Annotated in this window: 16 protein-coding genes; 2 read left to right on the forward strand and 14 right to left on the reverse strand. The window is 53.4% G+C overall.

Features of this window, described 5'->3' with window-relative positions; all coding sequences use genetic code 11:
* Positions 1–320: 320 nt before the first annotated feature.
* The 6 genes from hemW to CWS43_RS02765 all read right to left on the reverse strand — a co-directional run bounded on the left by hemW (position 321) and on the right by CWS43_RS02765 (position 4,574).
* The gene (gene hemW, locus CWS43_RS02740) at positions 321–1,457 is read right to left on the reverse strand and encodes a radical SAM family heme chaperone HemW (RefSeq protein ID WP_101075317.1); all 1,137 of its coding nucleotides are present in this window, start codon (positions 1,455–1,457) and stop codon (positions 321–323) included.
* The gene (locus CWS43_RS02745; protein WP_101075318.1) at positions 1,450–2,058 is read right to left on the reverse strand and encodes an XTP/dITP diphosphatase; all 609 of its coding nucleotides are present in this window, start codon (positions 2,056–2,058) and stop codon (positions 1,450–1,452) included. Before CWS43_RS02745 ends, hemW begins: the two co-directional genes overlap by 8 nt.
* A 35-nt stretch (positions 2,059–2,093) precedes the next feature.
* Positions 2,094–2,399 carry a DUF167 family protein YggU gene (gene yggU, locus CWS43_RS02750; RefSeq protein ID WP_101075319.1) on the reverse strand — a complete coding sequence of 102 codons (306 nt, stop codon included), beginning with the start codon at positions 2,397–2,399 and terminating at the stop codon, positions 2,094–2,096.
* Positions 2,384–2,938, reverse strand: a complete 555-nt coding sequence (locus tag CWS43_RS02755; RefSeq protein WP_101075320.1) for a YggT family protein — start codon at positions 2,936–2,938, stop codon at positions 2,384–2,386. Before CWS43_RS02755 ends, yggU begins: the two co-directional genes overlap by 16 nt.
* Before the next feature lie 21 nt (positions 2,939–2,959).
* On the reverse strand, positions 2,960–3,781 hold the full coding sequence (gene proC, locus CWS43_RS02760; RefSeq protein WP_101075321.1) for a pyrroline-5-carboxylate reductase: 822 nt from the start codon (positions 3,779–3,781) through the stop codon (positions 2,960–2,962).
* 73 nt (positions 3,782–3,854) lie between these two features.
* Complete coding sequence (locus tag CWS43_RS02765; protein WP_101075322.1) at positions 3,855–4,574, reverse strand: YggS family pyridoxal phosphate-dependent enzyme; 720 nt, start codon at positions 4,572–4,574, stop codon at positions 3,855–3,857.
* 22 nt (positions 4,575–4,596) lie between these two features.
* Between CWS43_RS02765 and CWS43_RS02770 the strand changes: the two genes are divergently transcribed.
* Positions 4,597–5,619: a type IV pilus twitching motility protein PilT gene (locus CWS43_RS02770; protein ID WP_101075323.1), complete on the forward strand. Its 1,023-nt coding sequence runs from the start codon at positions 4,597–4,599 to the stop codon at positions 5,617–5,619.
* Here the strand turns inward: CWS43_RS02770 and ruvX are convergent.
* The 8 genes from ruvX to metK all read right to left on the reverse strand — a co-directional run bounded on the left by ruvX (position 5,610) and on the right by metK (position 12,887).
* The gene (gene ruvX / locus CWS43_RS02775; protein WP_101075324.1) at positions 5,610–6,038 is read right to left on the reverse strand and encodes a Holliday junction resolvase RuvX; all 429 of its coding nucleotides are present in this window, start codon (positions 6,036–6,038) and stop codon (positions 5,610–5,612) included. The two genes, CWS43_RS02770 and ruvX, sit on opposite strands and share 10 nt — an antisense overlap.
* Positions 6,038–6,601 (reverse strand): YqgE/AlgH family protein, encoded by a 564-nt coding sequence (locus CWS43_RS02780; protein WP_101075325.1) that lies wholly within the window; start codon positions 6,599–6,601, stop codon positions 6,038–6,040. Before CWS43_RS02780 ends, ruvX begins: the two co-directional genes overlap by 1 nt.
* A 126-nt stretch (positions 6,602–6,727) precedes the next feature.
* Positions 6,728–7,678 (reverse strand): glutathione synthase, encoded by a 951-nt coding sequence (gene gshB, locus CWS43_RS02785; RefSeq protein WP_101075326.1) that lies wholly within the window; start codon positions 7,676–7,678, stop codon positions 6,728–6,730.
* Positions 7,679–7,689: 11 nt separating this feature from the next.
* Entirely contained in the window at positions 7,690–8,421 is a 732-nt protein-coding gene (gene rsmE / locus CWS43_RS02790; RefSeq protein WP_101075327.1) for a 16S rRNA (uracil(1498)-N(3))-methyltransferase, read from the reverse strand.
* A 100-nt stretch (positions 8,422–8,521) separates the two neighbouring features.
* Positions 8,522–9,235, reverse strand: coding sequence for a deoxyribonuclease I (endA, locus tag CWS43_RS02795; RefSeq protein ID WP_101075328.1), 714 nt, complete (start codon positions 9,233–9,235; stop codon positions 8,522–8,524).
* Positions 9,236–9,328: 93 nt separating this feature from the next.
* Positions 9,329–9,850, reverse strand: a complete 522-nt coding sequence (locus tag CWS43_RS02800) for a SprT family zinc-dependent metalloprotease (RefSeq protein WP_101075785.1) — start codon at positions 9,848–9,850, stop codon at positions 9,329–9,331.
* A gap of 75 nt (positions 9,851–9,925) precedes the next feature.
* Positions 9,926–11,320: a sugar porter family MFS transporter gene (locus CWS43_RS02805; RefSeq protein WP_101075329.1), complete on the reverse strand. Its 1,395-nt coding sequence runs from the start codon at positions 11,318–11,320 to the stop codon at positions 9,926–9,928.
* A 412-nt stretch (positions 11,321–11,732) separates the two neighbouring features.
* Positions 11,733–12,887, reverse strand: coding sequence for a methionine adenosyltransferase (metK, locus tag CWS43_RS02810; RefSeq protein ID WP_101075330.1), 1,155 nt, complete (start codon positions 12,885–12,887; stop codon positions 11,733–11,735).
* Between the two features lie 870 nt (positions 12,888–13,757).
* Here metK and speA point away from each other — a divergent pair.
* Positions 13,758–15,740, forward strand: a complete 1,983-nt coding sequence (gene speA / locus CWS43_RS02815; protein WP_101075331.1) for a biosynthetic arginine decarboxylase — start codon at positions 13,758–13,760, stop codon at positions 15,738–15,740.
* Positions 15,741–15,836: the final 96 nt, after the last annotated feature.

Here is a 15,836-nt window from a genome sequence, read left to right on the forward strand (position 1 = left end):
CTGTCGGGACTAATTCATTCGTTTAGCGACGGACCACCGGGCTCAGGGATTGGAACTGTCACACCGCGAAAGTCAGCACTCCGACAAATGCTGGCTATTTGCCACGTTATCCCGGCGTGATTTGGTGAAACGCGGTTTCTTCAGGAAACTGCAAATATGAAGAAGTGCATTTATGCGCTACTCATAGTGCTCGGTTCTATGATGATGTCTGGCGGTGATGGGTTGAACGTTAACGTTTCGCACGTCAATTTCAGCGTCAATATAGGCCAGCACTGAGCACTTCAGGAGCCGCCCTTAGGGGCGGCTTTTTGCTATCCGATTTACTCACCCAAAAACAGTTCCAGCAGTGAGTTCAGGAACAGTTTTCCTTTGCGGGTGATCTGCCAGTGCGTTTCGGTTTCCAGCAGATATTCTTTGCTGATGGCTTCATCGAGCTGTGCGCGTATCACCGATTCATCCAGTCCGGTATACAACCCAAATTCTTCGCGCGGTGCGGCTTCGAGCAGACGGAAGCGGTTCATGAAGAATTCAAATGGCAGATCTTCGGTTTCCACCGGATGCTGTTTGTCCATGTAACGTCCCTGCATATAACCCCGTGGATGTTTGGTTTTAACCGTCCGCAGGATTTGCCCGTCGGGCTGCGTCAGCTTGCCGTGCGCACCGCAACCGATGCCGAGGTAATCTCCGAAGCGCCAGTAGTTGAGATTGTGCTGGCACTGATAGCCAGGTTTTGCGTAGGCAGACGTTTCGTATTGCTGATAACCGGCGGCCGTCAGCAGCCGATCGCCTTGCTCAAAGATATCCCACAGGGCGTCGTCATCCGGCAACGTTGGCGGGCGCGAGGCATACATCGTATTGGGCTCGATGGTCAGCTGATACCACGACAAATGCGGCGGGTTCAGCGCGATGGCCTGACGCAGATCGTCCAGCGCTTCTTCCAGCGTTTGGTCCGGTAAACCGTGCATCAGGTCCAGATTGAAGCTGCGCAAATTCAGACCGGTCGCCAGATGTGCGGCGCGTTTGGCTTCATCCGGGCCGTGAATACGCCCTAAACGCTCCAGCTTTTGCGCATCGAAACTTTGCACACCTATTGAAATACGGTTCACACCAGCGCGCTGATAGCCGCTGAAGCGATCTGCTTCAACGGTACCCGGATTAGCTTCCATCGTGATTTCCGCACTGGCATCGAGCGGTAAACGTGCGCGTACGCCATCGAGCAGATTTTGCATCGCTTCGCTGCTCAGCAGGCTGGGAGTTCCGCCGCCGATAAAAATTGTCCCCACGCTGCGACCCGCGGCCAGATGCAAATCTGCATCCAAATCGGCCAGCAGATGCGCGACATAATCGTCGTGCGGCACTTCACCCTTTAACGCATGCGAGTTGAAATCGCAGTAAGGGCATTTTTGCACGCACCACGGGATATGAATGTAGAGACTCAGCGGCGGCAACTTACGCATTCTTCTGTACAGCCTCTTTCATCGCCGCCAGCAGCAGTTTCAGCGCCTGACCACGGTGCGATACTGCACTTTTTTCTTCACGCGTCAGCTCTGCGGCTGTTTTGCCCAGCTCAGGGACGAAGAAAATCGGGTCATAGCCAAAACCGCCTTCACCGGCTTGCGCAAAAGCAATTTCACCCGGCCAGCTGCCGTGGCACACCAGCGGCGTCGGGTCTTCTGCGTGGCGCATGTAAACCAGAACGCAATGGAATTGTGCGTTGCGCTCCCCCTGCGGAACGTCTTTCAGCGCGACGAGCAGTTTGTCGAGATTTTGCTGATCGCTGGCGTCAACACCGGCGTAACGCGCGGAATAGATCCCCGGCGCGCCACCCAGAAAATCAACGGCCAGACCGGAATCATCGGCCACTGCCGGTAAACCTGTTTCGGCTGCCGCGTGGCGGGCTTTGATAATGGCGTTTTCAATGAACGTCAGGCCGGTTTCTTCAGCGGATTCAACGCCGAGTTCAGTTTGCGCGACCACGTCCAGGCCGAACTCTGCCAGAAGATGGGCGAGCTCACGGACTTTACCGGCGTTGCCGGTAGCTAAAACGACTTTCTTCATAAAAAATAATGTCCTGAAGTGAATCTGAATTGAAGTTACTCAGCGAGCAGTACCGCGACCTCAGCCGGGATATTTTGCGGATTCGTAATGCGGACTTGTTTATGGCGGCCCAGCTCGCCCTTTTCAATGCTGACCTGACTTTTGGCGACTTTAAACTGTTTCGCGAGAAATTTCACCAGATGCGTGTTGGCCTGGCCGTCCACCGGCGGCGCGGTGATGGCGACTTTGAGTTCGTCGCCATGCAAACCGACCAGGCCGTCGCGGCTGGCTTTGGGCTGAATCATCAGCCGCAAAACCAGCTCACCGGACTGCCAGAAAACCGGGCTTAAAGCTGGAACCACAGCGCACCCAGCAGATCCATACCGAGATAATTCAGCATATACAGGATAAGAATCACAATCATCGCGGAGAAATCAATGCCGCCCATGGCCGGAAGAATACGGCGAATTGGTGACATCAGCGGTTCGGTCAGCTGCATCAGCAGAAAATCCATCGGCCCACGACCCTGGCTCACCCAACTCATCAGGGAACGGATGATGACCAGCCAGAACACAAGATAACCCGCTGCTTTAACCAGCCCGATAAGCCCGATCAGCAGGCTGCTCAGGCCAAAGAACAGTGCACCGCTTTGAATCAGTAACAGTAGCGGGAATTTGATCGTGCACAGAATGAATGCCAGCAGCAGGCTTGCGCTGTCAATCGGCCCCAGAGGCGGAATAATACGGCGCAGCGGGCCGATCACCGGCTGAGTAATTTTCACCACAAACTGTGAAAACGGGTTGTAAAAATCAGTACGAGCCCACTGCATCCAGATGCGCAGCAGCAAAACCATGACATAGAGGTCAATCAGTGTCTTGACCAGGAAAGTCAGCGTTAACATGCGTTACCCTTTGAATTTTAATTAAAACAGTTTTTCCATTTCCTGCGCGCGGGTAATGGCGGCCTGCATGGCCTCGGAAATGATCTCCGGCAATTTATGGTCAGTGAAAACCTTCAGTGCTTCAAAGGTCGTCCCTCCTTTGGAGGTCACATTCTCACGAAGTTGTGACAATGGCGTGTCCGGGCTGGCGGCCACTAATGCGCTGGCACCGCTGGCGGCTTGCTCGACGAGCATCCGCGCGGTTTCTGCGCTGAACCCCAGTCGTTGCGCTTCGGCCTGCATCGCTTCCATAAACAGGAAGAAATACGCAGGTGCGCTGCCTGCTGCGGCAATAATGTGGTTGATACCCGATTCGGTATCAACCCAACAAACTTTACCGACAGCGCTCATCAATTCGCCGCTGTAATTACGGTCAGCTTGTGAAACCTGTTCCGGCGCGAACAAGCCGCTCATGCCTTGCCCGACCAGGGATGGCGTGTTCGGCATAATTCGCACGATATTCAGGTTATCGCCAAGCAGTTCGCAAAAACGCGACACACTGACGCCAGCGGCAATCGACAGTACCAGCTTGTTGCTAAAATCCACGTCTTTTTGCAGTGTTTTACACACGTCTGCCATCATTTGTGGTTTCACGGAAAGCACAACGACATCAGCGGCTTTCGCGCAGCCGCTGTTATCACTGCTGCTTTGTACGCCATATTTCTCCGCCAGCGCATCACGATGCGTAGTGGAAGGGGCACAAACGCTGATCAGATTTGCCGGATAGCCGCTTTCGACCAGGCCAGAGATAATTGCACTTGCCATATTACCGGCACCGATAAAACATACTTTACGATGTTGCATTCATGCTCCTAGCGTTTAATGGGGGCTGAATTAAGCCAATCAAGAGTTAAGCCGTAAAACCGGAACGCGCCGGTTACTGTTTTGCACTGTAATCACGGGCGCCGAAAATGGCGGTGCCAATACGAACCATTGTACTGCCTGCTGCGATGGCTGCTGGCATATCGTCGGTCATGCCCATTGAAAGCGTATCCGCCTGCGGGCAAATAACCTGTAAATCTTTCAGGGCATCACGCATCTGGCTGAACACGTCTAACTGGCGTGCGTAATCGGTTTCTGCCGCGGGGATCGCCATCAGACCGCGCAGATTCAGGTTAGGCATCTCCATGATCTGCGCCGCCAGAGCTGCGACATCTCCCAGCGCAATACCGGATTTGCTGGTTTCGTCGCTGATGTTTACCTGAATCAAAACCTGCAATGGCGCTAAATCAGCCGGACGTTGTTCATTCAGACGTTGGGCTATTTTCAGACGATCAAGGGTGTGGCACCAGTCGAAATTCTCTGCCACCAGACGGCTTTTGTTCGATTGTAATGGCCCGATGAAATGCCAGGTGAGCGCAGGCTGATGCCCGGCAAAGTGGGCAATTTTATCCACGCCTTCCTGCACGTAGTTTTCACCGAAAGCTAACTGCCCGGCGGCGATAGCTTCTTCGACAGCGCTCGCAGGTTTTGTTTTACTGACTGCAAGCAAAGTAATTTCTTCTGAAGGCCTGCCGCAACGTTGTGCAGCGGCTGCGATTTTCTCGCGAACATTCTGTAAGTTCTGCTCAATAGCGTTTTGCTGACTCAGGCTCATAAGGACTCGGGAGGATTTCAACATGGATATTGATGGATTAGTGGAACGTAGTGTAAAGCAAAATGCCTCAGATCTGCACCTTTGTACCGGCTATCCGCCGATGTTACGCATTGATGGTGAATTATGCCGCTGTGAAGATCTGCCGGTCGTAAAGGCATCTCAGATGCAGGCGCTCAGCCAGCAGTGGCTGGACACTGCACAACTTGCCTGTCTGCATCAGGCCGGACAAGTGGATAAAGCGCTGACGCTGGGGACGGGCGTGCGGATGCGGCTCAACATTTTTCAGCAATGGCACGGGCTTTCCGCAGCGCTGCGGCCCATTCCGGCGGATTGTCCGGACTTGACCACTCTTCGCGCACCGGAAATTTTACAGCAGCTGATTATGCAGGAAGATGGCTTGATTCTGGTCACCGGTGCGACCGGTAGCGGGAAATCTACTACGCTGGCGGCGCTGATCCACTATCTCAACTACCATTCGGCGCGGCACATTATTACGCTTGAGGATCCTATCGAGCTACTTCACATCAGCCAGCGTTGCCTTATCCAGCAACGTGAGCTGGGGCAGCATACGCGCTCTTTCCACGAGGCCGTTCGCGGTGCCCTGCGTGAGGACCCTGACGTTTTACTGCTGGGTGAACTGCGCGATACCGAAAGCATCCGGCTGGCGCTGACCGCGGCGGAAACCGGGCATCTGGTGCTGGCAACCTTGCATACGCGCAATGCCACACAGGCGATTGACCGGCTGGTCGACGTTTTTCCCGCAGAAGAAAAGGCGTTTGTCCGGGCGCAGCTGGCAGGCAGTTTGCGTGCGGTAATTGCCCAAAAGCTGGCGGTAACGAAAGCAACGGAGGAACAGCAGGGTGGAAGGGTGGCATTGTTTGAAGTGCTGACATCAACGCCGGGCGTGTGCAATCTGATCCGCGAGGGGAAAACGCATCAGCTGGCGGATGTGCTGCAAACCGGCGCACAGGCCGGAATGCAGACATTTGCGCAAAGCCGACAGCAGCGGCAAAGCGCCGGATTACTGGCTGCGGATCAGGGCTGACTCCATTGTTTCTCGAACCAGCTTTCCAGGATGATGACTGCAGAAGCCGCGTCTACGCTGCCTTTATCCAGCGCGCGAAAACCGCCACGGTCAAACAAATCCGCGCGGGCTTCAACGGTGCTCAGGCGTTCGTCATGCAGCTCCACCTGAACGCCAAAACGGCCATGCAGACGGTTGGCAAACTTACGTGCACGGGCCGTCAGTGGCTGTTCTGTGCCGTCCATGTTCAGCGGCAGGCCAACCACGACCAGATCCGGAAGCCATTCTTTCAGCAGTTTTTCGATCTTCTGCCAGTCCGGCGTGCCGTCCTGCGCTTTAAACGACGTCAGCGGCCGCGCCGTGCCGGTGACTTCCTGGCCGATCGCAAGGCCGATGCTTTTCGTGCCGAAGTCGAAGGCGAAAACCGTACGGTTACCCATTATGCGTGCCCTGCGTGGGTGGCAAGCTGGCTGACATCCACGCCGATCATTTTCGCAGCTTCACGCCAGCGGTCTGCAATCGGTGTGTTGAACAAAATGTCGCTGTTTGCTTCAATCGTCAGCCATGAGTTTTCCAGCAGCTCCTGTTCCAGTTGCCCCTGTTCCCAGGCTGCATACCCGAGCGCCACCAGCACATTTTTCGGCTGGTCAGGCGTGCCCAGCGTTTCGAGAACGTCTTTGGAGGTGGTGATCATGGTGCAGTCTGAAATCCGGATACTGGAACCGAAACCTTCACGTGGCGTATGCAAAATAAAACCGCGATCGTCTGCCAGCGGGCCACCGGAAAACACCGGACGGTCGAGGCGGATGGCCGGATCACGTGGCTCAGGGCTGATATCGAGCTTATCGAGCACATTTTCGACGGTGAAATCTTCGACCAGTTTATTAATCACCAGACCCATTGCGCCGTCTTCATTATGTTCACAGATATAGACGACCGAACGTTTGAACTGAGGTTCGTCCAGCCCGGGCATCGCAATAAGAAAGTGATGTTGTAGATTCATGGTATGTAGGATGTTTAACCTCAAAATAGAAACAAAATCAGGCAAGCCAGTTTATTACGGCAGCGTCATCAAAAAAAGCGGGCTATCCGGCAGAGCGGATAACCCGTTAATGACGGTATTGCGTGATCAGCGTGCAGCCAGACGCTTTTCGATAGCGTCCATCAGCATACCGGTGATCGAAATCGGGAATGCCGCTTCGATTTCACGCGCACAGGTCGGGCTGGTGACGTTAATTTCAGTCAGGCGATCGCCGATGATATCCAGACCGACAAAGATCAGGCCCTTTTGCTTAAGAATTGGTGCCACGGTGCGGGCAATCGCCCAGTCGCTTTCGCTCAGCGGACGTGCTTCACCGCGGCCACCGGCAGCCAGATTGCCACGGGTTTCACCTTGTGCAGGAATACGCGCCAGGCAGTAAGGCACCGGCTCGCCGTCGACAACCAGAACGCGTTTGTCACCGTCTTTAATAGCAGGCAGGTAGTTTTGCGCCATGCAGAAACGGCTGCCGTGTTCGGTCAGCGTTTCGATGACAACCGAAACGTTCGCGTCTTCCGGTTTCAGGCGGAAGATGGATGCGCCACCCATGCCGTCGAGCGGCTTGAGGATCACATCAGTGTGTTCTTTATGGAACGCTTTCAGCTGCGCCGAGTTGCGTGTCACCAGCGTGTCCGGTGTCAGTTCCGGGAACCAGGCGGTGAACAGCTTTTCGTTGCAGTCGCGCAGGCTTTGCGGCTTGTTGACGATCAGCGTGCCTTTTTCTTCAGCGCGTTCAAGGATGTAAGTGGCATAAATAAATTCGGTATCGAACGGCGGATCTTTACGCATCAGGATCACGTCGAGTTCCTGCAGGGCGATATCCTGTTCGGTGCCGAATTCATACCAGCCGTCGTAATCTTGCTTCACGCTGAGCTTTTTGGTGGTCGCACGGCCTTCGCCGCCGCGCAGATACAGGGAATTCATTTCCATGTAATGCAGCTCGTAGCCACGACTTTGCGCTTCCAGCAACATAGCGAAACTGGTGTCTTTTTTGATGTTGATGGAAGAAATCGGGTCCATCACGATGCCAAGCTTGATCATTTGGTCTCCTCTTAACCCAGATCGCCGAAACGAACCTGTAAGGCCGTTATCGCGGTGAGTGCTGTAGTTTCTGTACGCAGAACACGGGGCCCCAGCAGGATATCAGTAAATCCGTAGCCGGAGGTCATTGCAATTTCATCGGCGGATAAACCGCCTTCCGGGCCGATCAGCAGGCGAACATGATCCACCGGCAGTGGCAGGGTATTGATGCTGTGGCTGGCGCGCGGATGCAGGTTCAGCTTCAGGCTGTCGTCCTGTTCGGCGCACCAGGCTTCAAGCTGCATGACCGGACGAATTTCCGGAATGCGGTTTCGGCCACACTGCTCGCAGGCAGCAATGGCAATTTTCTGCCACTGCTGCAATTTCTTTTCCAGACGCTCGCCGTCCAGTTTTACGCCACAGCGTTCGGAAAACAGCGGCGTAATGGTATTCACGCCCAGCTCGATGGATTTCTGAATGGTGAATTCCATCTTCTCGCCGCGTGAGATCACCTGGCCGAGATGCAGATTCAGCGGCGATTCATTGTCTGACAGCACGCCTTCGCTCAGGCTGACGCGCACGCTCTTCTTATCCACCTGCGTAATGCTGGCGTCGAAGACCTGATTACTGCCATCAAAAAGCTGAATGACCTGACCAGGCTGCATGCGCAGAACGCGCCCGACGTGATTCGCGGCATCTTCACTGAGCGCAATTTCGCTGTGCGCGGTTAACGGTTCAGGGTGATAAATGCGGGGTATGCGCATGTGAGGCTGCTGTCCTTAAAGTCTTGAGAAAGTTTATTTTGGCGACATTAGTCCGCATTGTCGCGAACTAATGTGCTCTGATAATGAGTTTAATACTAAGTTAGCTTTTTCTTTGTGCGCAAGCTTGCTGAACGTACGGATTATGATTTCCCTGCACATTCGCAATGCGGTTGTCGCGCTCGCATTCCCAGGCTGTGACCGGATACTGACGATCCCAGGCGGTAAACAGCTGAGTCTGCTGGCGTGACAAATTCAGCTTGTACTGGTCGCGCATGTAGAAATAGGTACGGGCGATGGCTCCGCGCGCACGGGCTGGCGGCTCAGCGGCTTTGGCTTTGAAGTCTATTTTCATCTCGCATTTGCCGTACTGGCCTTCACCGCCGTTCCACTGGCTGTACATGAAGTTGTTGCGATCGCCGTTCACTTCGCCGATGGCCGGTTCAAGATTATGCAGGTCAGTTTCTATCTGACGATAGTCAGCGCTTTTCGCACAGTTCTTGCGTCCGCCGTCCTGCCAGCATTGCATCTGGTGGCCGAACTGCCAGGCGGGTACGACGTGTTCCCATTCAATACGGTTAGCGCGCTGCTCACTTTTGCGGACTTCGTAGCCGCAGGATTTCAGATCCGGCGTGCCTTTTTTCCCCTGCCAGCTGATGTCGCAGCCACAGTAGAACGTTGGTGCGCCCTGATTAATTTTGACTGCCGCGGCTTTGGCCTGAGTGAAATTATTGATGGCGTTGCCAGACTGGCTGAAAGCGCTCAGCGGTGCCAGGGCGCCGATCAACAGAAAGGATAAAAGTGTTTTACGAAACATGTTTCCGAATAACCCAAGTGTAAAAGGCCGCAAGGGTAACGGATGCGAAGCGGTGTGACAATCAGACAATACGGCTATTGAGTGATTGAAAAATCAGCAATTAGAGGTGCCTTTAGCGTTAAAACGTAACAGCTCGCCGCAATGACGGCAGCGGTATTCCGACTCTTTACGCATCACCTTATTGTGGCGGCGAACCGTCAGCTGATGGTCGCGGCAGGCGCACAGATACGGGTAGGTTTTGCTCTGCACTGACGCCACTTCGAACTTGTGCGTCCGGCTGGCCGAAACGCCCAGCACATGTTCCATCATCCAGCGCCATTCTTTGCCGTGCGGAGCCGGTGCCCGCCCGAAGCGTCGGTAAACCAGCAAATGCGCCAGTTCGTGCGGAACCACTTCATCAATAAAAGGTTGCTGGTTTTCCATTAGCAAAACGGGATTAAGACGGATTTGCCAGTGCTGGAGGTACGCGCTGCCCGCGCTGGTGCCGCGTTGCTGATACGTGATTTCCGGCTCCGCGTAATCGGTGCCAAAAAACTGATTTGCCATCTGGAGTTTTTCCCGCAGGCAGCGCATGACGGCTTGTTGCAGGGCGATGGGAAGGCGTGAGGTTTTCATCAGGCGAAGGATAAATCTGTGGGAAGCGAGATGCAATATTGAATTCCTCCCCTTTGCAGGGGAGGAATAGCGGTCTTACTTACCGATGTCGCGCAGTGCTTCACCTTTCATCAGGTTGCGTTCGATGTGTTCCAGAGACACGTTTTTGGTCTCAGGGATCAGCGCAATGGTGATGAAGATGAACACAACGTTCAGCGCCGCGTACACCCAGAAGGTGTTGGCGTTGCCGAGGCTGTCGAGCATGGTCAGGAAGGTCGCGCCCACGATCATGTTGGCAATCCAGTTAGTCGCGGTGGAAACGGTGATACCGAAATCACGGCCTTTCAGCGGCTGAATTTCAGAACACAGAACCCAAATCAGCGGACCGGCACTCATCGCAAAACCAACGATGAACATCAGCAGCATCGCGATAGAGAAGTATTTCGCGGCATCTGATACCACGCCAATATGCAGCATTGTCCCGAGCACGCCCATACCGACGGCCATAACCAGGAAGCCCAGTTTCAGGGTCGGTTTACGGCCCCAGCGGTCCACCAGTCCGATGGCGATAAAGGTCGCCAGAACGTTAACCAGACCGACAATGACCGTGCCCCACATTTGCTGAGACGTGCTGGCGAAACCGGCAATGCCGAAGATTTTCGGTGCGTAATACATGATGACGTTCATGCCGGTGAACTGTTGCATGACCTGCAACAGGATGCCGAGATAAACCGCACGGCGGAAGTTTTTGTTGTTAGTGAACAAACCCCAGCCGCTTTGTTTTACTTTCAGGCTTTCACGGATTTCATCCAGCTCACGTTTCGCCTGTTCGCTGGAATCACGCAGTTTTTCCAGAACACGGCGGGCTTTGCCATCGTCACCGCGTGCGGCCAGCCAGCGCGGGCTGTCTGGCAGGAAGAACACGCCAATCAGCAGTAACAGGGCAGGGATTGTGATGACACCCAGCATCCAGCGCCATGCGCCGGTGTAGCTGAATGCCGTATCCGACAGGTACGCCGCCAGAATACCGATGGTGATCATCAGCTGATACATAGAAATCATGCTGCCACGGATTTTTTCAGGTGCGATTTCTGACAGGTAGATCGGCGCAGTGTAAGACGCGACGCCAACCGCCAGACCCAGCAGGACGCGGGCAATAATTAGGATTTCTGTGTTTGGCGCGAAGGCGGAGCACAGGGAACCGGCAACGAACAGGATCGCGCCAATCATCAGGCTGTACTTACGGCCAATGCGGAAGTTCATCCAGCCACTGCCGACAGCGCCGACGGCGGCACCAAACATCATGGAGCTGACCACCCATTCCTGCTGGTGGCTGGTGATTTGAAAATCATGGCTGATAAACGGAAGGGCACCAGCGATGACGCCGATATCTAAGCCGAACAACAGCCCGGCCAGCGCAGCGAGAAAACACACAAAGAAAGTCACGCTTTTGTTCGAGCGTTTTCCTTTGGTCGAAGTTGAGTTGTTCATCCGGTCTCCAAAATAATGCAATCGTTTTGAGTTTGTAATAATGCTTAGGCTGTTATGTTATTTACCCTGTACACAGCTTAACGTGAACCCGGTCACAGTGTTGTAATCGTTTACACTAATAGGTGTGATTGGACGTATTGTTCGGCAAGGGTTTCAAAGAGATATGCAACAGGGAAGGGGGTTCACGCAGAGTAATAGCCCATTACTTGATTTATATCAATCAAAATTATGTGACATATTTTTAATCATTAAATTAATATATTAATTTATAACAAGTTATTATCTGTAACCGTTTTCATTGGTCGTCTAAAATCAGATTCCATCCCTATTTATTCCCCCGTCATTGCGTAAATCCGGGCAATAAAAAACCCCGCCGTAAAGGCAGGGTTTGTATACAGAACCGTCTGAAAATTTATTTCACGCCAGCTGCTTCACGCAACTGAGCCGCTTTGTCAGTTTTTTCCCAAGGGAAATGTTCGCGACCAAAGTGACCATACGCAGCCGTTTCTTTGTAGATCGGATGCAGCAGATCCATCATCTGAATCAAACCGTATGGACGCAGATCGAAGAACTCACGTACCAGCAGGGTCAGTTGTTCGTTAGAAACTTTACCCGTACCGAAGGTTTCCACCATGATGGAAGTCGGTTCAGCCACGCCGATGGCGTAAGACACCTGGATTTCACAACGGTCAGCCAGACCGGCAGCCACGATGTTTTTTGCCACATAACGTGCAGCGTAAGCGGCAGAACGGTCAACTTTAGAAGGATCTTTACCTGAGAATGCACCGCCGCCGTGACGAGCCATGCCGCCGTAGGTATCAACGATGATTTTACGTCCGGTCAGACCGCAGTCGCCCATCGGGCCGCCAATAACGAAACGGCCAGTCGGGTTGATGTGGTATTTGGTGCCGGCGTTCAGCCACTCTGGTGGCAGTACAGGTTTGATGATTTCTTCCATCACCGCTTCCTGCAGATCTTTCAGCGCAATGTCTTCAGCGTGCTGTGTTGACAGTACAACCGCATCAATGCCGACAATTTTGCCTTCGTCATACTGGAAAGTGACCTGGCTCTTCGCATCGGGGCGCAGCCACGGCAGAGTCCCTGCTTTGCGAACTTCAGCCTGACGCTGCACCAGACGGTGCGCGTAAGTCACGGGTGCTGGCATCAGCACGTCGGTTTCGTTAGTGGCATAACCAAACATCAGGCCCTGGTCGCCCGCACCTTGTTCCAGAGGGTCAGTACGGTCAACACCCTGATTGATATCCGGAGATTGTTTACCAATAGCGCTCAGAACGGCGCAAGAGTTGGCATCGAAACCCATGTCAGAATGGATATAGCCAATTTCGCGAACAGTCTGACGTGTGATTTCTTCAACGTCGACCCATGCGCTGGTGGTGATTTCACCGCCAACCAGGACCATGCCGGTTTTGACATAAGTTTCACATGCAACACGTGCTTTTGGGTCTTGCTCTAAAATTGCGTCCAGTACCGCATCAGAAATCTGGTCAGCGATTTTATCTGGATGTCCTTCCGAAACTGATTCGGACGTGAAGAGGTGTTTAGCCATTATGTTCTTTACCTTACATACGACGGGTTAGATATCACTGCATAGCACCGGGGAGAAGGGCAGATGAGGAGCACAGCTCGTCATTGTCGCAATGCGTCCTGCATGTCCCCATTAGGCAAAGCCTTGAAGCAGTTTGCGCATTAATCCCTAAAATTGCTACGGACGGATTAACATCTGGACGGCTATTTTAGGATAGGCCGTGTGCCGAAAGCCAGTCATTTCTGTGACGAACATGGCGTTATTGTGCGGGTTTGCAGTGATATTCACGCATGGAAACAATCTGTACGTCATTTTCATTTTGCAATTTCAGCAGGTTGCCGGTATAAACGGCGCGCGCTGTACATATTTATAGAGACTGTAGATCCCAGCGTATTCCAGTGATTACTGTTTTCTCAGCTCGAATGCCCGCGGGTGATGCGTGGCACGTGTGGAGGTGGTTAGGTTAATGACCCACTTTTTACCGCTTGTTACATTTCAACAGCATCCCCTGCAGCCTTTAATGCGCTTTGCAGCACTTCTTTCAGCGGACCTTCTTTTAGAAAAATGTCTGCCCTCTCTGCGATGTTACAGACAGCCTGACTATAGACAGGTCAGTCGCCGACATCTGTACGCTACTCAGTAAAACCGGAATCGTATTCCCGACATATAACTGTAGTAGCCTGCGACCTCGGGGCACTTTCCCCTGATTTCTCCTGACTCGTCACACGGAGTCTAAAAACGTGTTTTACAATGATATGAGTGAAAAACAGCCCCGTAGCTGTGGCACGCAGGGTTTTATCCTGTCTGAAAGCCAGCCTTGCGGGTTGTTCTCACCTGTTGTTACTGCGATAGTGGCTGGCCATGTTGTCAGTATAGAAAGAGGATTTACCTATGTCTGATGACATCCAGTCTCATCGTCCGTCACTTGCGGGCGATACTGTTTCTTTGCGCTCCATGCAGGAGGTTGCCGTGAACGATCGTGATGCCAGCAAAATGCTGCGCACTTACAACGTTGCCTATTGGGGTAACAACTATTATGACGTCAATGAACTGGGCCACATCAGTGTTTGCCCGGATCCTGATGAGCCTTCTGCCCGTGTTGATTTGGCGCAACTGGTGAAAGACATGCGCGAGCAGGACGGTCAGCGTCTGCCCGCTTTGTTCTGTTTCCCGCAAATTTTACAACACCGTCTGCGTTCGATTAACGGCGCCTTCAAACGCGCGCGTGAATCGTTCGGTTATGAGGGTGATTATTTCCTGGTTTATCCGATCAAGGTTAACCAGCACCGCCGTGTCATTGAATCTCTGGTCGAATCCGGCGAACCGCTGGGGCTGGAAGCGGGTTCAAAAGCGGAACTGATGGCGGTTCTGGCCCACGCCGGAATGACCCGTTCCGTTATCGTCTGTAACGGTTATAAAGACCGCGAATATATTCGTCTGGCACTGATCGGCGAGAAACTCGGTCACAAGGTTTATCTGGTTATTGAGAAAATGACCGAGATTAAACTGGTGCTGGAAGAAGCTGAACGTCTGAACGTCATCCCGCGTCTGGGCGTGCGTGCACGCCTGTCTTCGCAGGGGTCCGGTAAATGGCAGTCCAGTGGTGGCGAAAAGTCCAAGTTTGGTCTGGCGGCTTCTCAGGTTCTGCAACTGGTCGAAATGCTGCGTGAAGCAGGGCGTCTGGAAAGCCTGCAACTTCTGCACTTCCACCTCGGTTCGCAGCTGGCGAATATCCGCGACATCTCAACCGGTGTGCGTGAATCGGCGCGCTTCTATGTTGAGCTGCACAAACTGGGCGTCAATATTCAGTGCTTCGACGTAGGCGGCGGTCTGGGCGTGGATTACGAAGGAACGCGTTCTCAGTCCGATTGCTCCGTGAACTACGGCCTGAACGAATACGCTAACAACGTCATCTGGGGTATCGGTGATGCCTGTAATGAACACGGTCTTCCGCACCCGACGGTGATCACGGAATCAGGCCGCGCCGTCACGGCTCATCACACTGTGCTGGTTTCCAACGTGATTGGGGTTGAGCGCAACGAGTTCAAAGAGCCGGTTGCGCCGGAAGATGATGCCCCCCGTGCGCTTGGCAGCATGTGGGACACCTGGAATGAAATGCACGATCCGGAAAACCGCCGCTCACTGCGCGAATGGCTGCACGACAGCCAGATGGATCTGCACGATGTCCACTCGCAATATGCACACGGTATTCTGGATCTGACTCAGCGCGCCTGGGCGGAAGATATCTACCTGAATATCTGTAATAAAATTCAGGATCAGCTGGATCCAAGCAACCGCGCGCACCGTCCGATCATCGACGAATTGCAGGAACGTATGGCCGATAAGCTGTATGTGAACTTCTCGCTGTTCCAGTCCATGCCGGATGCGTGGGGTATCGATCAGCTGTTCCCGGTTCTGCCGCTGGAAGGGCTGGACAAACCGCCGGTTGGCCGTGCGGTGCTGCTGGATATTACCTGTGATTCCGACGGGACTATCGATCACTACATCGACGGTGACGGTGTGGCGACCACAATGCCGATGCCTCCGTATGATCCTGAGAACCCGCCGGTGCTGGGCTTCTTCATGGTTGGCGCGTATCAGGAAATTCTCGGCAACATGCACAACCTGTTCGGCGATACCGCGGCAGTGGACGTGTTTGTGTTCCCTGACGGCAGCATTGAAGTGCAGCAGTCTGACGAAGGCGACACCGTGGCCGATATGCTCGAATACGTGCAGCTTGACCCGAATGTGTTACTGACCCGTTTCCGCGATCAGGTAAAAGAAACCGATCTGGATGCGGAACTGCAGGCGCAGTTTGTGGAAGAGTTTGAATCCGGTTTATACGGTTATACGTATCTGGAAGAAGACGAATAAGGGCGCCGGTTTTTAGCCCTGAATGACAGATAAAATAAAGGCACCTTCGGGTGCCTTTATTATTTAGGTTATGAATATTCTATTTTGGGAAATATA

Origin of the sequence: Rahnella sp. AA (genome assembly GCF_002834385.1) — a bacterium.
Taxonomy (GTDB): Bacteria; Pseudomonadota; Gammaproteobacteria; order Enterobacterales; family Enterobacteriaceae; genus Rahnella.